This window comes from Proteus alimentorum (assembly GCF_002607735.1).
GTDB classification, from domain to species: Bacteria; Pseudomonadota; Gammaproteobacteria; order Enterobacterales; family Enterobacteriaceae; genus Proteus; species Proteus alimentorum.
Genome location: NZ_NBVR01000031.1, coordinates 230732 through 255842 on the forward strand (window position 1 = coordinate 230732; position 25111 = coordinate 255842).

Annotated in this window: 18 protein-coding genes; 12 read left to right on the top strand and 6 right to left on the bottom strand. The window is 37.9% G+C overall.

Annotation, left to right across the window (positions count from 1 at the left end; genetic code table 11):
• Positions 1 to 38: 38 nt before the first annotated feature.
• Entirely contained in the window at positions 39 to 686 is a 648-nt protein-coding gene (leuE, locus tag B6258_RS11645; RefSeq protein WP_099075389.1) for a leucine efflux protein LeuE, read from the bottom strand.
• 657 nt (positions 687 to 1343) lie between these two features.
• On the opposite strand from leuE, the gene B6258_RS11650 reads away from it, so the two are divergent.
• Together B6258_RS11650 and B6258_RS11655 are read left to right on the top strand one after the other, a co-directional pair.
• On the top strand, positions 1344 to 1541 hold the full coding sequence (locus tag B6258_RS11650) for an FAD-binding oxidoreductase (RefSeq protein WP_099075390.1): 198 nt from the start codon (positions 1344 to 1346) through the stop codon (positions 1539 to 1541).
• 9 nt (positions 1542 to 1550) lie between these two features.
• Positions 1551 to 2318, top strand: coding sequence for a GNAT family N-acetyltransferase (locus B6258_RS11655; RefSeq protein ID WP_099075391.1), 768 nt, complete (start codon positions 1551 to 1553; stop codon positions 2316 to 2318).
• Positions 2319 to 2371: 53 nt separating this feature from the next.
• On the opposite strand, the gene B6258_RS11660 is transcribed toward B6258_RS11655, so the two are convergent.
• Both B6258_RS11660 and B6258_RS11665 read right to left on the bottom strand, forming a co-directional pair.
• Positions 2372 to 2971: a sugar O-acetyltransferase gene (locus B6258_RS11660; protein WP_099075392.1), complete on the bottom strand. Its 600-nt coding sequence runs from the start codon at positions 2969 to 2971 to the stop codon at positions 2372 to 2374.
• Between the two features lie 123 nt (positions 2972 to 3094).
• The gene (locus B6258_RS11665; protein ID WP_164996163.1) at positions 3095 to 3820 is read right to left on the bottom strand and encodes a TSUP family transporter; all 726 of its coding nucleotides are present in this window, start codon (positions 3818 to 3820) and stop codon (positions 3095 to 3097) included.
• 143 nt (positions 3821 to 3963) lie between these two features.
• Between B6258_RS11665 and B6258_RS11670 the strand changes: the two genes are divergently transcribed.
• From B6258_RS11670 to glgP, 6 genes are all read left to right on the top strand, one after another.
• The gene (locus B6258_RS11670; RefSeq protein ID WP_099075394.1) at positions 3964 to 4845 is read left to right on the top strand and encodes a LysR substrate-binding domain-containing protein; all 882 of its coding nucleotides are present in this window, start codon (positions 3964 to 3966) and stop codon (positions 4843 to 4845) included.
• A gap of 365 nt (positions 4846 to 5210) precedes the next feature.
• Positions 5211 to 7394 (top strand): 1,4-alpha-glucan branching protein GlgB, encoded by a 2184-nt coding sequence (glgB, locus tag B6258_RS11675; RefSeq protein ID WP_099075395.1) that lies wholly within the window; start codon positions 5211 to 5213, stop codon positions 7392 to 7394.
• Between the two features lies 1 nt (position 7395).
• Positions 7396 to 9453, top strand: coding sequence for a glycogen debranching protein GlgX (gene glgX / locus B6258_RS11680; protein WP_099075396.1), 2058 nt, complete (start codon positions 7396 to 7398; stop codon positions 9451 to 9453).
• A gap of 21 nt (positions 9454 to 9474) precedes the next feature.
• Entirely contained in the window at positions 9475 to 10818 is a 1344-nt protein-coding gene (gene glgC / locus B6258_RS11685) for a glucose-1-phosphate adenylyltransferase (protein ID WP_099075397.1), read from the top strand.
• Positions 10815 to 12248: a glycogen synthase GlgA gene (gene glgA, locus B6258_RS11690; protein WP_099075398.1), complete on the top strand. Its 1434-nt coding sequence runs from the start codon at positions 10815 to 10817 to the stop codon at positions 12246 to 12248. Before glgC ends, glgA begins: the two co-directional genes overlap by 4 nt.
• Positions 12249 to 12293: 45 nt before the next feature.
• The gene (gene glgP, locus B6258_RS11695; RefSeq protein ID WP_099075399.1) at positions 12294 to 14744 is read left to right on the top strand and encodes a glycogen/starch/alpha-glucan family phosphorylase; all 2451 of its coding nucleotides are present in this window, start codon (positions 12294 to 12296) and stop codon (positions 14742 to 14744) included.
• Between the two features lie 701 nt (positions 14745 to 15445).
• On the opposite strand, the gene B6258_RS11705 is transcribed toward glgP, so the two are convergent.
• The 3 genes from B6258_RS11705 to B6258_RS11715 all read right to left on the bottom strand — a co-directional run bounded on the left by B6258_RS11705 (position 15446) and on the right by B6258_RS11715 (position 19297).
• Positions 15446 to 16456: a LacI family DNA-binding transcriptional regulator gene (locus B6258_RS11705; RefSeq protein ID WP_099075400.1), complete on the bottom strand. Its 1011-nt coding sequence runs from the start codon at positions 16454 to 16456 to the stop codon at positions 15446 to 15448.
• A 63-nt stretch (positions 16457 to 16519) separates the two neighbouring features.
• A complete protein-coding gene (locus tag B6258_RS11710) occupies positions 16520 to 17926 on the bottom strand; it encodes a sucrose-6-phosphate hydrolase (protein WP_099075401.1) in 1407 nt (468 codons plus the stop codon).
• Positions 17927 to 19297 carry a sucrose-specific PTS transporter subunit IIBC gene (locus B6258_RS11715; RefSeq protein ID WP_099075402.1) on the bottom strand — a complete coding sequence of 457 codons (1371 nt, stop codon included), beginning with the start codon at positions 19295 to 19297 and terminating at the stop codon, positions 17927 to 17929.
• A gap of 678 nt (positions 19298 to 19975) precedes the next feature.
• Between B6258_RS11715 and dmsA the strand changes: the two genes are divergently transcribed.
• From dmsA to dmsD, 4 genes are all read left to right on the top strand, one after another.
• Positions 19976 to 22414 carry a dimethylsulfoxide reductase subunit A gene (gene dmsA, locus B6258_RS11720; RefSeq protein ID WP_099075403.1) on the top strand — a complete coding sequence of 813 codons (2439 nt, stop codon included), beginning with the start codon at positions 19976 to 19978 and terminating at the stop codon, positions 22412 to 22414.
• A gap of 11 nt (positions 22415 to 22425) precedes the next feature.
• Complete coding sequence (locus B6258_RS11725) at positions 22426 to 23043, top strand: DMSO/selenate family reductase complex B subunit (RefSeq protein ID WP_023582154.1); 618 nt, start codon at positions 22426 to 22428, stop codon at positions 23041 to 23043.
• Position 23044: 1 nt separating this feature from the next.
• On the top strand, positions 23045 to 23902 hold the full coding sequence (locus B6258_RS11730) for a DmsC/YnfH family molybdoenzyme membrane anchor subunit (RefSeq protein ID WP_099075404.1): 858 nt from the start codon (positions 23045 to 23047) through the stop codon (positions 23900 to 23902).
• A 175-nt stretch (positions 23903 to 24077) separates the two neighbouring features.
• Positions 24078 to 24689 (top strand): Tat proofreading chaperone DmsD, encoded by a 612-nt coding sequence (gene dmsD, locus B6258_RS11735; RefSeq protein ID WP_099075405.1) that lies wholly within the window; start codon positions 24078 to 24080, stop codon positions 24687 to 24689.
• Positions 24690 to 25111: the final 422 nt, after the last annotated feature.

Consider the following 25111-nt stretch of genomic DNA (forward strand, 5'->3'; position numbering starts at 1 on the left):
AGCCACTTTTAAAAGTGGCTTTTTAAGCTAAAAAAAGATTATGCAGTTAACGCCAGTTTGGCCCCAAAAAGCAAGAATACTGCACCAATACAACTATTTGATAATGAAGCTAACCGTTTGTTATGTTTTACTTTATTAGTAATAGCAACACCGCCAAAAATAAGAACTGATAAATAAAGCATACTGCATGTTTCTAAAATCGCACCTAATACAAAGAATGGAACACCTGCATTTTCATACTTAGGATCGATAAACTGAATAAAGAAAGAAACATAAAAAATAATCATTTTTGGGTTAAGCATACTCAAAAATAACGCCTTAACATAAAGACCATCTTTTGCTTTTACAGTTACTTCAGATACTTGCTCTGGCGTCTCTTTTTTCTTTTGGAACGTTGCATATAACGTTTTCAACCCTAAGTAGGTTAAGTAAAGAGCACCAGCATATTTAATGACAATAAAGAAGACGGGTGAAGTCTTGACTAATGAAGCAACCCCCAAAAATGCCAAAAAGATTAATAATGCATCACCCGTAAAAACACCAAGAGCGGCTTTATACCCCCCTTTTACGCCATGCTTCGCACTGGAAGTAAGGACGAAAATCGAGTTTGGACCTGGAACTAAAGTAATAAAAATAACGCCTAAAAGGTATGTCCAAATATTTGAAATACCGATACTTTCTAACATACGACGCCTTTTTTTAAAAAATAACATGCTGAATATGTGAGCTATCATATCCACAATAATTTTTTTGTAAAACAATAATCTTAATACTGGATAAAGATAAGTTAATTACTCTGCTTTTTAATATAAAAAGCAGTTTATAGGTCTTTTTTTGTATATAAGTTTAGATTTAAAAACCAGTTTAAACATTGGTTATAGTATGATGCTGAAATTAAATTTTATACAGATTTAATATCCATACAAACCAACTTTAATGGAGTTAAAAACTGCATTTTTGCATGATTTAAAATTCAATATCCTATTGTTTGTTTTTTGTTATGGTTCATTATTCTTTTTGTGATCTTGAACGATATGTGACTTTTAAATTTAAAACAGCCCAACTCATTAATTTTATGAAAAATAAGTATTTTTTATTGGTATTTAGCGAGTCAATTAGCACAAAAAGAGAGGGAATAAAAAAGATTATATTTACCAAAACCATTATTCTGTGTTGTTTTTTATTTTTATCTTGTACGTCACTTTACTCAAAATGAGATTATTGCAACTGAAGATTACATTGATAATAGTGATGAACATCACCCTGAGCACATTGCATGACATGCACAAGCGACTTTTTATGATAATTTTACGCAAACAGGTAAACTAACGATTGAACCGTTTATGGTTGGTGAAAGATCTATACCTAAAGATGAAATGCCAATTATTGGAGAAATATCTCCTTATCAGGGATTATATCTTGTTACTATGCACGCTGCCGTGACATTGTCACCTTTATTATGTGAATTAGTTGCACAAGAACTCATTTACGAGAAAGCAGAACCTCTATTAACGCCTTATCGCATATCACGATTCAGCTAGAGAACCATTATGGATGCACAACTGTATAAAGAATTTAAAATAGTAGAAAAAGCCTTTTGGTCAGAAATTTGTGAAAATAATATTCGTATTGGTGATCATACTCACTGCTTTATGACACCAATGGATGCTGCCATTTTTAACTTTATTTATTTGCGCCAAGGTGCAACAGAAAGCTCATTCCAGCAAGCCAGTACCCTTTTTACTTCGCAGAAAAAAGATCATATTTTGGTATTACCAGAGTCATTATTGCCTGAGTTTGAAGAAATAATAAAAAATGCAGGTTATACTGGTGATGGCATGACAACCGCAATGTATTTAACATTATCGGAGGCGGTATTTCCATCTTACCGCAATAATCCTTGTGATATTATTTTAACCAATCACAATCTTGAACAGTGGGCGCATCCATTAAAAACGGCGTTCCCAGTGGGAGATGATAGTGATGATACAATTGTTAATGAATATATTCGTTATCACCAGAAAGCATTAAATAATGGCGCAGCTATTTTCCATTACGCGCTATTAGTTGATGGTCAGCCAGTCTCTTCATTGACGTTAACAATACACGATAAATTAGCGCGTTTTGATGATATTGGGACTGATGTTGCCTATCAAGGTAATGGTTATGCGACACATTTGATTAAGCATGTTTTAGAGTTTTGCCGTGAACAAGGCGTTGAACGTTGCTTCTTAGATGCATCCGCAGATGGTTTAGCACTTTATCGTAAGTTTGGTTTTAAATCGCTCTTTAACTATCTCAGTTTTATTAAAGAATAAAAGCAGCAATATGAATAGGCTCAATCATGCTTGTTGAGCCTATTTTTTAAATATTAATAAAGACTCATTCTTTTCTCAGCATCTTGTTTATCTTTATCGCTAATTTGTCTTATCACACGACAAGGATTTCCAACAGCGACACAATTAGCCGGAATAGATTTTGTTACTACACTGCCTGCACCTATAACGCAATTATCACCAATAGTTACACCAGGTAAAATTATACACCCTGCACCTAACCATACTGAATTACCAATAGTAATAGGTAATGCATATTCAAGTTCACTGCCACGTATTTCAGGATCAATCGGATGAGTTGCAGTTAAAAGACTGACATTAGGCGCACACATCACATTGTGTCCAATTTTTACTGGTGCACAATCTAATATCGTTAAATTAAAATTAGCGTAAAACGCTTCACCAATTTCAATTAACTGACCATAGTCACAATGAAATGGCGGCTCGATAGTAAAATTATCGCCGGTTTTTCCTAAAAGCTGTTTTAAATATGATTTTCTCTTTTCAACGTCAGAAGGACGCGTCATATTAAAATCATAAATAATTTCACGCGCTTTTACTCTAAGTGGCTCTAAACTATTATCTTTACTGGCATGGTAAAGATAACCAGATACCATTTTTTCGTATTCTGTCATTGTGATGCTCCGAGTTTGAAATAAAATAGTTTAGATAAACATCAATATTTATTTCCTTATTCTAGCGTTAATTAACTTAAATTAACGGTATTTTTAAGTCCATTAAGTGCAGCTTGCATTTTATTAAGCATAAATGCCATTAAATAGCAGTGAACCACCAGCAAAAATCAGCATGGCATCTAATAGCCATTGAAAAAGTTTTGGTGTCAGTTTTAATACCAGTTTTTTACCAAGGTAATTTCCTACAGTTAAGCCACAACCTACTAACGCCCCGCTAATTAAGATAAAGCTATTAACTGCACCAAGTTGGCTAAATGTCAGGGCTTTGGTGAGATAAATAACAAATGAGGCAGCAGCTTCAGTCGCAAGTAATGGTCCTAATGTCAGACCATATGCAGAGAATATGGGAATAGTTAATGGCCCAGTGGAAAACACTACTCCCGTTAAATACCCGATAACTGCACCAGCAATAATAACTTGGTAGGTTTTCATTTTGATTTGATGTTTGCGTAATAAGTGGATCATGGGGATCATCAAGATAAAAAACAGCCCCATACCAATATTTAGCCATTTTTCAGGCATTATCCATAATGTATTCGCGCCAAGAACAACGGCTGGAATACCGAGTAACAGATAATAAAATAGTGGTTTAAAATGAATACTGTGACGCCATAAATAAATACGCGATAAATTTCCCATCACTGAAGCTAATGCCATAATAGGTACTGCTTCCTTAGCACCAAACACATAGGTCAAAGCGGGAATTAATAAAATAGAAGAGCCCGTTCCCACTACGCCACTGATTACCCCAGACAATACTGCCAATAAAATAACTGCGATAAAACTCATTATCATCCTTTAAGTTCAATACGTTAAAGACGCAGTATCATACCTGCCTTCTTTATTTTTACCTGTGATAAAATGTCACAGTATTGTGAGTTTTAATCAGAAAGCCGCTTTATTTATGATGAATAAACTATAATGAGAAAATTATGATGAGAAATCTTCCTCCATTACCTTCATTGCGTGCTTTCTTAGTCGCTTGCCATAGCCAAAGTTATACTGAAGCCGCACAGACATTATGTGTCACTCATGGTGCGATTAGTCGCCATATCCAAGTTATAGAGAAATGGTTTGGTGTCACTTTATTCAATAAACAAGGTTTACGCCGAGTACCGACTCCTTATGCATTGACTCTGGCACAAGAGTTAAGTGACGTTTTTGATAAATTAAATGATATTGGTTTCCGTTATGGTAATGGTGGAAAAAATGATATTTTAAATATCAGTGTTCCGACAACACTTTGTTTAAAATGGCTTATTCCACGAATGGAGGATTTTTACCTTCAATATCCTACTGCGAATATCCAAATTGCTTCTGCAAATAGCGAGCGATTTCATCTGATTAGCCATGATGATCTGATTATTCGCCCTCAACCTCAGCAACAAGAGTATTCATCTGTTGTTTTTTTAGCAGATAAACATTGTTTAATTGCTTCTGAAAAATTCTTAAAACGTTACAGTGTCACTAAATATGAAGACATTTTTGACAGTCCTGTTATCGATACGCTAACTCGTCCTGGGCATTGGCAGCAATGGTTAATGGCAACTCATCTCAATACACAGCGCTCATTCTCACGTCACTATCGCTTTGATCACTTTCATATTTCTCTTCAAGCTATTATTGAAGGATTAGGCCTCGGCATTGGCCCTGTTTCAATTTTATCGAATGAAATAAACAGCGGTACGTTAAAAGTGTTATTTCCAGATATCCAAATTGCACCGATGAGTTACTACGCTTTAACGCCATTAGGTGTACAAAAAACTAAAACACATCTTGATTTTGAACAATGGCTTACTCAACAGAAAAGTTAATTTCACTAATGAAATAAGTGATTATTTTTCATGGAAATGACGATTTTAATCCTATTAATTAAACTTTTTAAAACGACTTACCCGTTATTTTATTAAAAATATCTAATGATAATCTTCCTTTTATGAATAGGTAAAAACGCTAATTGTGCTGTTTTTATAATTCGCGATCTTTCTCTACCCCACCCCTTAAACTTATTTAAATTCAATTCATTAAAATCATCAAACAAGTACATTAACCTATGTAAATTATTTTTATTTTAAATAATCAGTTATAAACACTTATTGTTTAACTTAAATTAACGTTCTATGCTGATGTTTATATATAAAATTTATTAATTTATTTGCTGACAACGAAGGACGATGAGATGTCTGTAGCTGTGACAAAAAAAACAATAGAAAAACTAATTAATGGGTATGAGTCTGATCCTTTTGCACTTCTTGGTATGCATGAAACATCGGCGGGTTTAGAGGTTCGTGCTTTTTTGCCAGGTGCAGTTGCAGTCAGTGTCATCGATAGAAAGAATGGCCGAAAAGTGGCCACACTAGAGCGTAAACATCCTAGTGGTTTTTTCTGTGGCGCCATCCCTCGACGTAAACGTCGTTTTAGTTATTGTTTAGATGTAACGTGGGAAAATGCACAAGGTGTCGTTGATGATCCCTATCAATTTGGCATTTTATTGCAAGAAATGGATATTTGGCTTTTAGCGCAAGGTCATCACTCACGCCCTTACCAATGCTTAGGTGCACACCCTGTAAAACTAGGTGATATCGATGGTATTACTTTTGCTGTATGGGCCCCCAACGCAAAAAGTGTAAGTGTTGTAGGCGATTTCTCATTCTGGGATGAACGACGTTTTCCAATGCGATTACGTCGTGAAAGTGGAATATGGGAACTTTTCCTTCCACAAGCTCATCTTGGTGATTGCTATAAATATTCTATTCTTGATGCGAATGGTGAACGTCGATTAAAAGCTGATCCTTATGCTTTTGAAGCACAAATACGTCCTGAAACTGCGTCAATTATCAATACATTACCACCAATCAAACCAATGCCATTATCGCGTCAGCAAGCGAATCAACGCAATGCACCTATCTCTATTTATGAAGTTCATTTAGGTTCATGGCGTAGGCATACTGACGATCAAAGTTGGTTAAGTTATCGTGAATTAGCAGAACAGTTAATTCCATATGTTAAAGAGATGGGATTTACTCATATTGAGTTGCTCCCTATTAATGAACATCCTTTTGATGGTTCATGGGGGTATCAACCGTTAGGGTTATATTCACCAACTCGCCGTTTTGGCTCTCCGATGGATTTCCGCGATTTTATTGAAGCGGCACATCAAGCAGAAATTAACGTCATTTTAGATTGGGTTCCCGGTCATTTCCCAGAAGATGATTACGGTTTACGTAATTTTGATGGCACATCACTCTATGAGTATGCAGATAGACGTGAAGGTTTTCATCCCGATTGGAATACTTTGATTTATAACTATGGGCGCAATGAAGTGCTGAATTATCTTTCTGGTAATTTATTGTATTGGCATGAGCATTTTGCGCTAGATGGTTTTCGTTTCGATGCGGTTGCATCAATGCTTTATCGCGATTACAGCCGAAAAGACGGCGAATGGATCCCAAACAAACATGGTGGACGTGAGAATTTAGAAGCCATTGATTTTATTCGTCATACCAACAAATTACTGGGTACAACTTGCCCCAATACTATCACAATCGCTGAAGAATCCACCGATTTCCCGGGTGTTACTTTACCGCCTGATGAGGGGGGCTTAGGTTTTAATTATAAATGGAATATGGGATGGATGCATGACACGTTAGCTTATATGCAACGTGATCCTATTTATCGTAAATTTCACCATAATCAGATGACCTTTGGCATGCTCTATGCCTATAACGAAAACTTTGTTCTGCCTCTTTCTCACGATGAATTTGTGCATGGTAAAGGTTCGTTGATTGGTCGCATGGTGGGTGATGATTGGCAAAAGTTTGCCAATTTACGTGCATATCTCGGCTTTATGTGGGCTTACCCCGGCAAAAAGCTGCTATTTATGGGATGTGAGTTTGCACAATGGCGTGAATGGAACCACGACAGTAGTTTAGATTGGCATCTTCTTGAAGAGCCAAATAGCCCACATCAAGGTGTTCAACACTTTGTACGAGATTTGAATCTTTCCTATCGAGCTAATGCTCCACTTTATGAATGTGATTTTGAACGCGAAGGTTTTGAGTGGCTTACCGTTGATGATCACGATAACTCGGTCTTTGCTTTTTGCCGTAAAGATGTACAAGGCAATGAAATCATTGTTATCAGTAATTTCACTCCCGTTGTTCATCACAATTACGTTGTCGGTGTAAACAAAGCCGGCGCTTATCAGGAAATTCTCAACAGTGATTCTGAGTTTTATAACGGCAGCAATGTAGGAAATTTAGGTGAAATAGAGACAACCGCCAGTGCATTTAATGGCAAGCCTCACGCCTTGTCATTGTCGCTACCTCCGCTTGCGACGCTGTATTTAAGATTGAAGGATTAATATGTCTTTAGATTATGGTCGCCCTTTTCCTATGGGCAGTCATTATGATGGCTATGGAGTCAATTTTACACTCTTTAGTGAAAATGCCACTAAAGTCATTCTTTGCCTGTTTGATAAAGCTGGCAAAGAGATCCGCTACCCGTTACCAGGTAAAACAGGTGCAATTTGGCACGGGTATTTGCCCGGCGCAGGCCCTGGTTTGCATTATGGTTATCGTGTAGAAGGTGAATGGGATCCAGAGCAAGGATTGTTCTATCAACCTCAGCAACTATTATTAGATCCTTATGCAAAACAGGTGACAGGTATTGTTGATAATACATTACCTTACACCTCCCCTGTTTTTAATGCATTAGAGCGCGATGATAGTGCAATTACACCGAAAGCAGTTATTACAGATGATAGCCATTCTTATAAAGAAAAAAACTCTTATCCGCGCTTAAATACGCCGTGGTCAGAAACCATTATTTACGAAGGGCATGTAAAAGGACTGACAAAGCTACATCTTGAAATACCAGAAAAATTACGGGGTACTTATGCCGCATTAGGGCACCCTGCTTTTATTTCACATCTGAAAAAATTAGGTATTACGGCATTAGAATTACTGCCTATTCAATATCATTTAACAGAGCCACATCTCCATAAAATCGGTTTAAAAAACTATTGGGGTTATAACGTATTAGCGCCTTTTGCTTTATCGACTCAATATTATTCTAATTCAGGTCGGAATATTATTGATGAATTTCGAGAAGCGGTAAGAAGCCTACATAAAGCCAATATTGAAGTAATTTTAGATGTGGTATTTAACCATACTGCGGAGTTAAGTGATCAATTTGAAGGTTATATTGTTTCGCAACGTGGTATTGATAACCAAAGCTATTATTGGCTAAACGACGAAAATAAAGCTCAAAATTGGACGGGGTGTGGTAATACACTCAATTTAAATCGCCCTGAAACAGTGCAGTGGGTTATGGATTGCCTGCGTTATTGGGTGACAGAATTTCATATTGATGGTTTTCGTTTTGATTTAGCGACAAGTCTTGGTCGAGTTCCTTATTTTGATACTCAATCACCACTACTGACAGCGATACGACAAGATCCATTACTGTCACGTATCAAACTTATCGCAGAGCCTTGGGACTTAGGCTCTGATGGTTATCAAGTTGGTAATTTCCCTGTTCCATTTACAGAATGGAATGATGGCTATCGCGATGTTATTCGTCGTTTTTGGTTATGGCGTGATGTCTCTATTGCGACATTTGCAGACAATATTACGGGCTCTGCAAAGCGGTATCACAAAAATGACAGGCCGCCCTATTCTAGCGTTAATATGATAACGAGCCATGACGGCTTTACATTACGGGATTTAGTGAGTTATCAGAACAAACATAACGAGGAGAATGGAGAATCAAACCTAGATGGACATAACACCAATTACAGTGTGAATTTTGGTGAAGAAGGTTTGATCGTTAACGAAAAAATAAGTCAATACAGATTGCTTGCAACAAGGAACATGCTGGCAACTTTACTGCTTTCTAGAGGAACACCTCATTTACTCGCCGGTGATGAAGTGGGTAATACGCAATATGGTAACAACAACGCTTATTGTCAGGATAATAAAGTCAGTTGGATCAAATGGTTTCAACAGCCTTACAACTTAACTGATTACATTCGCCACCTTATTGAATTACGTCACCAAATTACACCTTTAAGTTCGCTTAAATGGTGGGAAGAAGATAGCCAAAATATCATTTGGTTAAATCAGAATGCTCAACCTATGAGTCATGAAGATTGGCAACAACTTCCCCCCTCACCATTACAACTTCTTTTAGCGCAACAATGGATCTTAATGTTTAACCCATTAAGAAACAGCGCTGTTTTTTCTTTACCTGAAGGGTCTTGGTCTTGCTTGCTTGATACGGCTAGCTGGCCTGATTGTCACCCAACACAATCCCAACATTGTGAAATACAACCTAACAGTATCACCCTTTGGCGAAATAGCGTTTTTTATACTCAGTCTTCTACTGAAAAATTACCCATTATTTCCTCCCAAGTTAAGTAATTTGATTGGAGTGCTATAACTATGATGACAACAGAACAAGGCCAAAAATTAATGTTGGCACAACAACTTCCTAAAGAGGCAATTGCACTCGTTTTAGCGGGAGGTCGTGGTACACGCTTAAAAGCATTGACTTCAAAACGTGCAAAACCGGCGGTTTTCTTTGGTGGGAAATTTCGAATTATCGACTTTACGCTATCAAACTGTCTTAACTCAGGGATCCGTCGTATTGGTGTAATCACGCAATATCAGTCGCACTCTTTAGTTCAACATATTCAGCGTGGTTGGTCATTCTTCAACGAAGATATGAATGAGTTCGTTGATTTATTACCGGCTCAGCAACGCCGTAATACCGAACATTGGTATATGGGTACCGCTGATGCGATCTATCAAAACCTCGATATTCTTCGTAGCTACAAAGCAAAATATGTCGTGATTTTAGCGGGTGACCATATTTATAAAATGAACTATGCGCGTTTATTACTTGATCACGTTGAAAACAAATCAAAATTCACCGTCGCTTGTATTCGTGTTCCTAAAGAAGATGCATTCCAATTCGGTATTATGGATATCGATGAAAATCGTAGAGTACTCAATTTCTTAGAAAAACCATCAAATCCACCTTGTATTCCTGATGATCCTGAGCACGCATTAGCAAGTATGGGAATTTATGTGGTTGATAGAGATTATCTTTTTGATTTATTAGAAGAAGATAGCCGTGATCCAAACTCACACCATGACTTTGGCCAAGATATCATTCCTAAAATCACGGAACGTGGTGATGTTCTTGCTCACCCATTTGAACTCTCTTGTGTCAGCTCTGATCCTTCAGTACCACCATACTGGCGCGATGTAGGAACCATTGAAGCATATTGGGCGGCTAACCTCGATTTAGCTTCTGTAACACCAGAGCTTGATATGTATGCAAAAGATTGGCCAATCCGCACCTTTATGACACCGTTGCCACCAGCCAAGTTTGTTCAAGATAACCATGGTGAACATGGACAAATGATGAACTCGCTGATTGCTGACGGTTGTATTATCAATGGTTCAACGCTCTATTCATCTATTCTATTCCCATTAGTGCGCGTTGAATCTTTCTGCCATATTGAAGATTCGGTGATTTTACCGGATGTAACAGTCAGTCATCATTGCTACTTAAAGCGCTGTATTATTGAACGTAGCTGTACAATTCCAGAAGGTACCGTTATTGGGATGAATGCAGAAGAAGATGCTGCACGTTTCCACCGCACTGAAGAAGGTATCGTACTTGTAACAAGAGAAATGCTTGAACAATTAGCATGTAAAGAAAATCCAACAGAGACAAGTGCTGAACAAAAACCTCAAAATGAGGAGGCATTTTCGTGAATGTCCTTCACTGTTGTTCTGAATTATTCCCTCTACTAAAAACGGGGGGATTAGCTGATGTTATGGGCTCTTTGCCTTTAGCTCAAAAGAAGATAGGTTTAGATGCGCGGGTTGTTATTCCTGCGTTTCCGGCGATCAAAGATAATATTCCTGATCTCAAATTAGTGACTAATATTGATACGTTTGCAGGTCATGTTTCTCTGCTTTACGGGCAATACCAAGGTGTTGATATTTATCTTATTGATGCACCTCATCTTTATCAACGTACAGGTAGTCCTTATCACGATCAACATCAACATGCTTATGGTGATAATGTTTTTCGTTTTGCCCTATTAGGTTGGGTGGCAAGTGAGCTATCTGCGGGATTAGATCCCTTATGGCGAGCGGATGTTGTTCACGCCCATGATTGGCATGCAGGACTCGCTTGTGCTTATCTCGAAGTTAAACATTACGCCGCAAAATCTGTTTTTACTGTTCATAATTTGGCTTATAAAGGTGAATTTTCACCTTATCATCTGCATCAACTTGAATTACCTGATGGCAGTTTTTCAATTAATGGATTGGAATATTACGGACAAATTTCATTCCTAAAAGCAGGCCTCTTTTATGCTAACCACATTACGACAGTCAGCCCAACTTATGCCAAAGAGATAACGACTCACGAGTTTGGTTACGGTTTAGAGGGACTATTATGTCAACGCGCTTATGAACAGCGATTAAGTGGCATCTTAAATGGTATTGATGAAGCGGTTTGGGATCCTACAACAGATAGCTTAATTACGCGTCGTTATGATGTTAAAAACCTGAATAAGCGTTTAGAAAACAAAGCTGCATTACAGAAAAAATGTGGTTTGCCCGTCAACAATAATGCCCCTCTTTTTGCAGTAGTAAGTCGTTTAACTTCGCAAAAAGGGCTCGATTTAGTGATTGAAACGCTCCCTGATATCGTTGAACAAGGTGGTCAGTTTATTTTATTAGGTACAGGCGATAGTCACCTTGAAGCGGCATTTTTACATGCACAACAACAATATCCGCAAAATGTAGCGGTTCATATTGGCTATGACGAAAGTTTTTCACACCAAGTTGTCGCGGGTGCTGATGTGATTATGGTACCTAGTCGTTTTGAACCCTGTGGGTTAACTCAGTTATATGGTTTGAAATATGGTGCCCTACCTTTAGTGAGACACACGGGTGGATTAGCCGATACGGTGAATGATTGTTCATTAGAAAATTTAGCGCAGCATCAAGCGACGGGTTTTGTTTTCTATGAAGCGACGGCTAACTCTCTACGTCAGGCTATAAATCGTGCCTTTACCTTATGGAGTATGCCTAAACAGTGGCAACAAGCTCAAATTGATGGCATGAATCAAACTATTTTTAGTTGGGAAACCGCGGCAAAAACGTATGCAACACTGTATCAACATTTATAGACATGACGTCTATTTGAACCAGTGGATCACAAAAAGAGATTTATAATGAAAAGTTTATGTGAATTTGATTATCTATCACCCGATAAGGATATTGAGTCATTAAAGCGTTCTATTGTTTATAAACTGATGTTTATTGTTGGTACGTCGCCAAAGTATGCAACACCAACAGATTGGTTAAGTGCAACCTCTTACGCTATTAGAGACCGGTTAGTAGAGCGTTGGTTAAAATCGACCAAAGCGGAGCTTTCACCGAAAGTAAAACAGGTTTATTACATTTCGATGGAGTTTCTTATGGGGCGTTTTTTAACAAACGCCATGCTCTCTTTAGGTGTTTACCACGAAGTCAAAGAGGCGTTAAAAGAGTTAGGTCTTGATCTGGAAAAACAAATCGAACTTGAACCCGATCCAGGGTTAGGTAATGGTGGTCTAGGGCGTTTAGCGGCTTGCTTCCTTGATTCTTGTGCCACACTAGGTTATCCCGTTACAGGTTATGGTATTCGTTATGAATACGGAATGTTCCGCCAACAAATTCAAAATGGCGAACAATATGAAGTTGCGGATAACTGGCTTGAAAAAGGCAATCCTTGGGAATTCCCCCGTCATGATCTGCAATTTGAAGTGGATTTTGGCGGACGTTTACAGCAAGAAGGTGAGAAAAATTATTGGGTTGATACCTTTAGTGTTATGGCACAACCTTATGACTCTATTGTTCCGGGTTATAACACACAAGCGACAGATACTATTCGTTTGTGGTCAGCCAAATCAAATGTGGCGTTTAACTTAGGTAAATTTAATAAAGGTGAATATCTAGAGGCAACAGAAGCAAAAGATCGCTCTGAAAATATCTCTCGTATTCTTTACCCTGATGATTCAACAATATCAGGTAAAATATTACGTTTACAGCAAGAATATTTTTTAGTGAGCGCTTCTGTTCAAGATATTTTGCAACGTCATTATCATCTGCATCAACGCTTTGATAATCTCAAAGATTTTATTGCAATTCATCTTAATGATACTCACCCTGTTCTTGCTATTCCTGAGTTAATGCGTCAACTAATTGATAATCATGGATTTAGCTGGGATGAAGCATGGGAACAAACAATCTGCATCTTCTCATACACTAACCATACATTAATGGGTGAAGCATTAGAAACATGGCCTGTTGACATGCTAGGTCGTTCGCTTCCTCGCCATTTACAAATCATTTTTCAAATCAATGATAAATTCTTGAAACAAGTTAGCGCACAATTCCCTAACGATAACGACTTATTGCGTCGTGTTTCTATTATCGATGAAGAAAATGGCCGTAATGTTCGTATGGCATGGTTAGCGGTTATTATTAGTCATCAGGTTAATGGTGTTTCTGAACTTCATAGCCAATTAATGGTGCAATCTTTATTTGCTGATTTTGCGATGATCTATCCTAAGAAATTCTGCAATATTACTAATGGGATCACGCCACGTCGTTGGTTGGCATTAGCAAATCCTTCTCTCTCTAAAACAATTGATAGCCATATTGGTAAAAATTGGCGAACCAATTTAGAGCAATTGGGTGAATTAATGCCATTGGTAAAAGATAAAAATTTCTTGTATCAATTAAAAGATTCAAAACGTATCAATAAACAAAATCTTGCGCAGATCATTAAGGAAGATTTAAATATTGATATTAATCCTGATGCGCTGTTTGATGTACAAATCAAACGTATTCATGAATATAAACGTCAACTTCTCAATGTGTTAGGCATTATCACTCGTTATAATCGCATTTTAGAAAACCCAGAAAAAAACTGGGTACCTCGTGTATTTATTTTTGGCGGTAAGGCGGCATCAGCTTATTATAATGCGAAGAAAATTATCAATCTTATCAATGACATTGCAAGTAAGATTAATAATGACGAGCGTATTAAAGATAAATTAAAAGTGATCTTTATTCCTAATTATGGCGTAAGTTTAGCGCAACACATTATCCCAGCGACAGATTTATCTGAGCAAATATCATTAGCAGGAACAGAAGCTTCTGGTACAGGGAATATGAAATTTGCCCTAAATGGTGCATTAACCATCGGTACACTTGATGGTGCTAATATTGAAATTGGTGAACATGTTGGTTTTGATAATATGTTTATCTTTGGTCACAATGCACAAGAAGTGGCAGAATTAAGACAGCGTTATTCCCCTCGTCGTTATTACGATGAAGATATTGAGTTACATACTGTGCTTAATCAAATCGCTAATGGTTTCTTTAATCCAACTTATCCTGATAAGTACAAATCAATTTTTGATAGCTTAATTGAGTTTGGTGATCATTATCAGGTATTAGCCGATTATCGTAGCTATGTTGATACGCAAGATAGTGTTGATATTCTTTATCAAAATGAAGATGCTTGGTTGAAAAAATCTGCGTTAAATATCTGCCAAATGGGCTATTTTTCTGCGGATCGTGCGGTAACAGAATATATGCAACGAATTTGGAAAGCTTCTGCGATTACATTGTAAAAACTAAGCTAATTTTCTAAGGATAGAACAGTAACCGCGCTTTATTGCGCGGTTTTTGCTTTTACCGTTCAATCCTGAATAAAATTAGATTTTAATGCGATAAGCACAACGTCTTGCGCCTTCTAAGATATATTCATTTACACTCGCTTTTTATATAAAATAAACTATTGATCTAAGGTTAGACGTTATGTATAAATAAATGTACATTTTATCTAACTTAAGTGAAATAGGAAAGCACCATGGCCTCACATCTTATACAACAAAATATTGCAGCACTCTCTTCACCTGGCGGGCATTACTCTCAAAAACTTTCAAGCGAATGGGTGCATTTAAATTTCGTGGTGCAATAAATGCATTATCTCAATTTACCGCAGTCAAAACAAAAAACCAAAAGCAAAACCAAATCGAAGCAATTTAGAACACATTTTTTTAACACAACATCAATTGGTATACGTTAAAAATGAGAGATGAAACAAGTCGAATAAAGCATGATGACTGAGAAAAGAGAGATAGGATCAGCCGTTCAGAGACGGCTGATAAAATAACAACTTAGATTATTACAGAAATGATAATATTAAAATGTAAATATCATGTTAAATAAAATCACTTTGATATTTAATTTAACAAGGCATTAAGCAGATAAAAACCCACTAATGTGAGTAAAACCACGATTAAGGTATTTCGTATTTTAAGCGCTACCCCTACACATGTCGCTGATGAATTTTGGCTGGAACAAAAATTTGATGAGATCCTAAATTTGTCTGGTTAATTAATCCCATAATCAGTCGGAAACAGTGTGAAGCTAATTCAGGGTTATTTTGAGCAACAGTATCTATTGGTATTAATAATGAATCATAAAGATAGTGATCATCAAAGCCCGCTAAATAGACTTCATTTTGTATATGTTTATTTTGACTTAAATAGCGCAATACCCCTTCTAATAAGCCACAGGCGGAAGTAAAAACAAATGTAGGTGCTCGGCCTAAAGACGCACACAAAGAACCGAACATTTCATAGCCAGAACTAGGGTGATAATGCCCATGAATGATCCACTCTGATTTCAGATTGATATTCGCTTGTGAAAGCCCCTGCGTGAAACCTAAAAGACGATCTTTGGTGGGGGAAAGCGTTGATTGTCCACCTAAAAAGTAAAACTCATCAATGCTTTTTGTGGAAGCAATCTCTGCAATAAGTTGTTGTGTGGAGGTTGTTGAATCTGTGACAACAAAAGGCAGGGTTGTTCCTTCAAAATAACGGTCAAATAGCACAACTGGAATTTGTTGACTCAAACGCTGATATTCAGCATCACTTTGTAAACACGAGGCGACAATCAAACCGTCTATTTGTCGTGATAATAGATGTTCTATTGCCAGTGTTTCTTGCGCTGCATTTTCATCAGTGCAGGAAATAAGTAACTGAATACCCGCTTCTCTACATAATATTTCTAGCTCATAAGCGACGGAAGCAAAACCATAGTTAGTAATATCAGGAATAACTAATCCCAACGCATAGCTACGATTATCACGTAAAGAGCGAGCATGAATATTGGGTTGATATTGATATTGTTCAGCAAGGGTCGTAATACGCGCAATAGTATCATCAGAAACGCGCATCTCTTTGCCTCGGCCATTTAACACCAAACTTGCCGTTGTTTTTGAAACCCCTGCTAATTTTGCAATATCGGTGATCGTGATACGTTTTTGTTTTTTCACTGTTATTCTACTTAATGTCACGTTCGCTGAACTGAAACGATTTTATTATTTATATAATCTTATTTAACTTGGCAATGCATTCTTTAATTGCCAAGTTGTGAGGTTTATTGGGTCTTTCCCCAAGAAATAGATAGTCTGGTTTTCTGAAGAGAAAAAACGGCTGCTCATTACACCAGCACCACCATTAAAGAAAATCTCCACACTCGAGTTATCACATAATATTTGAAGATGTGTTATATCACCAGACCAGAAACGTGATTGCCACTCCCCGTTCTTAACACTAAGGCGTTTTAACTCGGCTTGGTTATTTTCAATGATTAAAGCAAGAGTATCAGAAAAATGAATAGCCAGAGAGCCGAATAGCTCTACTTCAAGTTCAAACGAAAATCCGTTAATGTCTGGTGCATCATCAGCCAAACCTTGCCAATATACGGGCTTTTGTCTGAGTTGTTGTAATTCTTTTACCGGTTGTTGATAAAGCTTATTTTCTTTTATGTGTAATTCACGAGGGCATGTCATTTGATGTATCCAATCATTAGCAATGGTCGGTTGATACATTTCCTCTCCATCAGGAACTCCCATCCAACCAAATAATAAACGTCTGCCATTAGCTAATGTTGTTTGAGGCGCATAAAATTCAAAGCCTGCATCAAGCTCAATTAAATCACCATGTTGGAATTGCAAGGTTGAATAATCAAAACTTCCTATTAAATAAGCGCTAGGATGCGAATTTAAAAATCGATGTTGCTCCTTTTTTATGCCTTGAGGACAAGCTAATAAGATAAAGTGTCCATCAAGTTCAAAGAGATCTGGGCATTCCCACATATAACCCGCATCATTTAAGCCACCTAAATGACTTCCGGCTAACTCACCCACTGATTGCCACTGATATAAGTGAGATGCGCGATAGAGTAAAACCTTACCTTGTTTATCTAAAGTTTGTGCGCCTAACACCATGTACCATATATCGTTGTGTTGCCAGATTTTGGGATCACGAACATGGCCACTGTAACCTTCAGGAAGCCCTAAAACAGGCCCTAATTTATCAAAACCACCCTGCTTATTTTCTACGGCTAAACATTGCCAAGCCGTACGAGTCCCATCTTGGAATTTTACATTACCGGTATAACAGAGGGTTAATTGTCCTTGATAGATCACTGCACTGCCAGAATAACAGCCATCTTTGTCATAAAATTCATCAGGCAATAAAGCAATGGGCTGATGTTGCCAAGTAATAAGATCTTTTGAGCGCCAGTGCCCCCAACATTTATTTTTATGCTCACAAGACAAAGGGTTCCACTGATAAAATAGATGATAATATTCACCATCAAAGCAAAACCCATTGGGATCATTTAATAATCCCGTTACTGGTGCTAAATGCCAACATGGATAGTATTTATCTTTTACAGCTTTAGCACTATTACACATAACCGCGTGTAAAATTGCAGACAACCCTTCGCTTTTTGTCATTTATGCAGACTCCACTTTATACTTCAGTAAAAGAGAAAGAACAAAAGCGGTTAAAAATGCAATCACTAAACCAATAATATAATTAATAATTGAACCCGCTTGTACAATCGCGATACCTGGGATCGCGGTAAGACCAACGGCTGTCATATAAACATGAGAGCCCACAACCCAAGCGCCTCCAGCCGCACCTCCAATTAATGCAGCAATGAAAGGTTTTCCATAACGTAAATTAATCCCGAAAATTGCCGCTTCTGTGATACCTAACATTGCAGAGAAACCCGATGGGATCGTGATCGCTTTAATTTTCGCATCGTTGGTTTTAAACCAAACAGCCATACAAGCACCACCTTGAGCAATATTAGCCATTGCCCAAATGGGCAATAAGAAATTAACCCCAATATTCGGATTACCTAATAATCCCGCTTCGACCGCATGGAAACTATGATGTATTCCTGTAATAACAATCACAGAATAAAGCCCACCAAAAATAAGTCCTGCAATCCAACCTGCTTGTGTAATTAACGTACTGAGTATTAATGAAATACCATCACCTAAAAGACGCCCGACAGGGCCTATTACTAATAACGCGACAAAACCTGAAATAATAACGGTTAAAAATGGCGTTATAATTAGATCAAGGGCATTAGGAACAACTTTACGTAATTGTTTTTCCAGTACACTCATAAACCAAACGGCAAGTAACACAGGGAAAACAGTGCCTTGATAACCAATCATGGCAACTTCTAATCCAAAGAAATTCATGGTGTTAAAGCCAGCAGCAACACCCCATGCATTAGTTAATGCTGGGTGAGTTAAAATACCGCCGAGTGTCGCACCAAGATAAGGGTTTCCACCAAACTCTTTTGCCGCAGTAAAGCCAATTAATATAGGTAAAATAATAAATGCTGCGGAGCTACACATATCCAGCATGATATAGAGTGCATTATCAGGACTTACCCACTGGTTAGTTTTCATTAATCCCAATAATCCCATTAATAGACCTGACGCCACAATGGCAGGAATAATGGGTACAAAAATATTAGAAAGTAGTCTTGCTATTCGCTGAAATGGATTGAGTTTTTTCGCTGCAATATTGGCTGCTTCAGATTTGCTTGATTCACCAATACCCGCTGCAGCAATAAATGCGGCATGTACTTTATTGACTAATCCAGTACCAAAGATAACCTGAATTTGACCTGCATTACTAAAACACCCTTTTACACCCTCTAATTTGTTTATTGCTTCTTTATCTGCTTTTGAATCATCAACAAGAACAAGTCTTAAACGCGTAGCGCAATGTGCTGCACTTGCGATGTTTTCTGCACCACCTAATAAAGGCACAAGCTGGTGAGCAATTTTTTCAATATTCATCATAGCCTCTGTCATTCTTTTTTATTTATGTAGCGAGTATTTAGTTTAATTACACAAACTAAACCGGTTTAGCTAACAATTAGATTAAATAAAAATCAGTTCAAGATAGCAATAAAAACGCAGATAAAGGGCGCTTAATTGTGATCTTAATTACAAAAAAGCACATTTATTAATCATATTTTGACTGTTTAAATAATTAAAAATAACGACAAGCTAAACAAAGTTTAATTTTTTGTTTAGCTTAACGCGTTAATCAGTTGTTAGATAATTATAGCTTCTAAAAATGACAGTTAAGTATTAATAAAAATAACTATTGAACTAACAAAATCATATAGATAGATACAAGTAAACAGGCTCAAAAAATGTTACTGATAACATCAAAACACTTAACCAATCGTTATATATTTATTTATATAAAGCATTTAATCAAATGATTAAATTCAACCAATACAAAAACTTAAGATGGGCTTAAAAACTGATAACACTTGTAATAAATCACTTTTCTTTGATGTAAAGCAACTACAACTTTTAGAAAATACGTAGTATCCACATTAACAGTTGGGTCTTATTACCTACGTTAAAGTGCTTATTTTTTAACAACGATAACAATAATTATTTCTTTATAAGCTTGTTAGCTTCTGTTTTTTCTTAAAATGTAAATAATCAAGTGAGTAATGTATGAAAAACATCAAAGAGATGGCGTTACTTTCCACTCCCTTATCTCGCCGTCGTTTTGTAAAAACAGGTGCAGCGGGTGGTTTAGCGATAACCGCAGGTGGATTATCACTCCCCTTTCATCAAGCCGTTGCCTCAGAAACAAAACCAACAACCAATAGTGAAAAAGTCGTGTGGAGCGCCTGTACGGTAAACTGCGGTAGTCGTTGCCCATTACGAATGCATGTGGTTGATGGCGAAATTAAGTACGTTGAAACTGACAACACGGGCAATGATGTCTACGAAGAATTACACCAAGTTCGAGCCTGTTTACGTGGTCGTTCTATGCGTCGCCGTGTTTACAATCCAGACCGTTTACGTTACCCAATGAAGCGTGTAGGTAAACGTGGTGAAGGTAAATTTGAACGTATTTCATGGGATGAAGCGTTTGATACGATTTCAGATACCATGAAACGTTTAATAAAAGATTATGGCAATGAATCTATTTATCTAAACTATGGTACGGGTACATTAGGTGGCACAATGACGAAGTCTTGGCCACCGGGTGCAACATTAATTGCACGTTTAATGAATTGTTGTGGTGGTTATCTTAATCACTATGGTGACTATAGTACGGCGCAAATCGCAGCGGGCTTAAATTATACTTATGGTGGTTGGGCAGATGGTAATAGCCCTTCAGATATTGAAAACACCAAACTTGTCGTGATGTTCGGTAATAATCCGGGTGAAACCCGTATGAGTGGTGGCGGTGTCACCTATTACGTTGAACAAGCGCGTGAAAAATCTGATGCACGAATGATTATTATCGATCCTCGCTATACCGATACGGGTGCGGGTCGTGAAGATGAATGGATCCCAATTCGCCCAGGAACAGATGCTGCATTAGTTAATGCATTAGCTTATGTCATGATCAAAGAAGACTTAGTTGATAAGCCTTTCTTAGATAAATATTGTGTTGGTTACGATGAAACCACTCTGCCAGAGGGTGCGCCAAAAAATGGTCACTATAAAGCCTATATTTTAGGTAATGGTGCAGATGGTCAGCCCAAAACGCCTGAATGGGCAGCGCAGATCACCGGTATTCCTGCTTCCCACATTGTTAAATTAGCTCGTGAAATCGCAACAGCGAAACCCGCTTATATTACACAAGGCTGGGGCCCTCAACGTCGTTCTAACGGTGAGCTTACTTCTCGTGCTATTGCAATGCTCTCTATTTTAACGGGTAATGTGGGCATTAACGGCGGTAATACTGGTGCTCGTGAAGGCTCTTACAGTATTCCTTTTGTTCGTATGCCAACTCTAACTAACCCAGTCACCACCAGCATTTCTATGTTTATGTGGACGGATGCCATTTTACGTGGTCCAGAAATGACGGCAACTCGTGATGGTGTTCGTGGTAAAGACAAACTTGATGTCCCCATCAAAATGGTATGGAACTACGCGGGCAACTGCTTAGTAAACCAACATTCTGAAATCAATCGTACCCATGACATTTTGCAAGACGATAAAAAATGCGAAATGATTGTGGTGATCGATAACCATATGACAGCCTCTGCTAAATATGCCGATATTCTACTGCCTGATTGCACAGCATCAGAGCAGATGGATTTCTGTATGGATGCATCCGCAGGTAATATGGCTTACGTTATTTTTGCTGATCAGGCAATCAAACCTCGCTTTGAAAGCCGTAATATCTATGAAATGACAAGCGAAATAGCAAAACGTATGGGTGTGGGTGAAAAATTCACTGAAAACCGCACTCAAGAAGAGTGGCTACGTCATCTTTACGAACAATCTCGTCAAAACTTACCTGAATTGCCGACTTTTGAAGAATTCCGTGCTCAAGGTATCTTCAAAAAACGCGACCCTGAAGGCCATCACGTTGCTTATCGCAAATTCCGCGAAGATCCTGAAAACAACCCATTAACAACACCATCAGGTAAAATTGAGATTTATTCTTCTCAACTTGCCGACATTAAAGCAACATGGGAACTCGCGTCTGACGATGTAATTGATCCACTGCCAATCTATTCCGCTGGCTTTGAAAGCTATGGCGATCCGGCAATGGAAAAATACCCATTACAAATGACTGGATTCCACTATAAATCACGCACTCACTCAACGTATGGCAACGTGGATGTCTTAAAAGCCGCTTGCCCTCAAGAAATGTGGATTAACCCTGTGGATGCTTCTAAACGCGGCATCAAACACGGTGATTTAGTGCGTATTTATAACGATCGTGGTGAAGTTCGGATTAATGCGAAAGTCACACCTCGCATTTTACCGGGCGTTGTCGGTTTAAGTGAAGGTGCTTGGTATAACCCAGATAGCAACCGTATTGATCACGCAGGTAGTATTAACGTGTTAACGACACAACGCCCTTCACCTCTCGCTAAGGGTAATCCTTCTCACAGTAATCTTGTTGAAGTCGTCAAGGCGTAAGGAGTCTGGTTATGTCAACGCAATATGGTTTTTATATTGATTCAAGTCGTTGCACCGGCTGCAAAACCTGTGAACTGGCGTGCAAGGATTTTAAAAATTTATCCCCTGAAGTCAATTTCCGTCGTATTTATGAATATGCAGGTGGCGATTGGACTGAGCAAGATGGCGTTTATACACAGAACGTTTTTGCTTATTACTTATCTATTTCATGTAACCACTGTGACGATCCGGCTTGTGCCAAAGTTTGCCCAAGTGGTGCAATGCATAAACGTGAAGACGGCTTTGTCGTTGTTAATGAAGATATTTGTATTGGTTGTCGTTATTGTCATATGGCTTGTCCTTATGGCGCACCGCAATTTGATGAAGTTAAAGGTCATATGACCAAATGTGATGGTTGCTATGAGCGTGTTGCCGAAGGCAAAAAACCAATTTGTGTCGAATCTTGCCCACTGCGTGCATTAGATATGGCACCGATTGAAGAGTTACGCGCTAAATATGGTGATTTAGCTGAAATCGCCCCACTTCCTTCAGCAAAATACACCAAGCCAAATATTGTCCTTAAATTAAATGCCAATAGCCGTCCTGTGGGTGATACCACTGGTCATCTGGCAAACCCAGAGGAGGTGTAAGATGGTGGGATTGCATGAATGGCCACTAATGTTTTTTACCGTTATCGGTCAAAGTGTTGCTGGCGCCTTTATTATTATGGGATGCGCTATTCTTTCGGGTAAGCTGTCTGCAGAAATGAACCGAAAAGTGCATTACAGCATGTTTGGACTCTGGGCATTAATGGGAATTGGTTTCTTATTATCCATGATGCATATGGGAACCCCATTACGCGCCTTTAACTCATTACTTCGTCTTGGTCACTCATCACTAAGTAATGAAATTGCCAGTGGTTCAATTTTCTTTGCGCTGGGGGGGATTTACTGGTTACTGGCTGTACTTAATAAAATGCCTGCTGCATTAGGCAAATTATGGATCGCACTGGTTATGGTATTAGCCGCATTATTTATTACGGCGATCTCTCGTGTATACCAAATTGATACTGTTCCGACTTGGTATAACGGCTATACCACATTTAATTTTGTACTGACAGCCTTTATCGGTGGCCCGATTCTAGCGGCACTCTTAATGCGTATTGCCGGCTTTAACCTCAACTGCGTGAGTGCATTACCATTACTTAGTGTTATCGCCGTTGTTGTGAGTGCTATTGTGGCAACGTCACAAGGTTTTGAATTAGGCTCTATTCAAACCTCTGTACAAAAAGCGGTGGATTTAGTTCCTAATTATGGTGCTTTAATGGGAATTAAATTAGTGACTTTAGTCCTAGGCTTAAGTTGCTGGATTGTGCCACTGTTACGCAAAAATAACCCTTCTGTTGCTTTGTTAGCATTAGGCTTTATTTTAGTGTTTGCGGGTGAGTTTATAGGACGCGGTGTGTTCTATGGTTTACATATGACGGTCGGCATGGCAGTCGTTGGTTAATTAACGTCTCACCCTTCTAAACCGCTGTAATAGTTAAAAAGCTCACTCTTTTTATCTGTTATGGCGGTTTTCCTTTTATATTACGGTATCGCTCTTTTTTAATCTTCGTCATTATGTTTAGATAGAAAATCGCATATAGTAAAGACAATAAATCTAAGCGGATTATAAAAATATTATGGAACAACAACTTATTATTGATATTTCTCTCACTGCCCGTATTTTAGGCGCTGCGTTTTATTACGCACCGACTGAGAAAAGTGACATTGTCGAGCTGCTGTCTAGTCAAAAGTGGGTTGAAGAATGGCCTTATGGCAGTGATGAAGAAAAGCAACGTATTGCTAGCCTTCTTTCACAAACCACATTAGCAGAAGAAACTTTAGCACAGGCATATCAACGTTTATTTGTCGGCCCTTACGCACTACCTGCGCCGCCTTGGGGCTCTGTTTACCTTGATCATGAAAATGTATTATTCGGTAACTCAACATTAGATTTACGTGAATGGATGCTAGAGAATGGCATTGATATTGCGTTAACTCAAAATGAGCCAGAAGATCACTTTGGTTTAATGGTGATGATGGTGGCATGGATTGCAGAAACTCGCCCTGAAAAATTAAATGAGCTATTAGCAGAACATCTTCTGCCGTGGGCTTATCGTTATTTAGAAAAGTTATCTCTGCAAGGTGCATTTCCTTATTATGAAGGTTTAGCCATGCTGGCGACATTAACATTAAAAAACTGGCAATCTTTGTTAAATGTCACCCCCGCTGAAAAGCAATTGTTTTGCTAATAACTGTTTTGCGAATAACAAAATAGCGTGATTAATAGACCAGCCTTAATGGCTGGTTTTTTTATGATATTATTTCAGATTATAGTTAAATTCATATTGCCCCAACACTTTCCATATTAGTATCTTTTACATAAATACTGAAAAAAGAACAGTGTCAGAGGAAAAACACTCCGCCATACAGACAAGTTTACACATTGTATCTTTATAATCTCTTTTATCTAATAACGCCCAGTTAATTGTTAATTATCCATAATTTTATATTAAGTGAATTATTAAAATTCATTTGTGATAATTTCTTTTCTATATCATTGTTATACCTGCATTTTTATACTTTTTTTACACTTATCACGTCTCTTTTATCAACATCTTTACAGCCCATTCAGTACGCTCACTCAATCTAAATAGTAAAAGGATTATTCTGA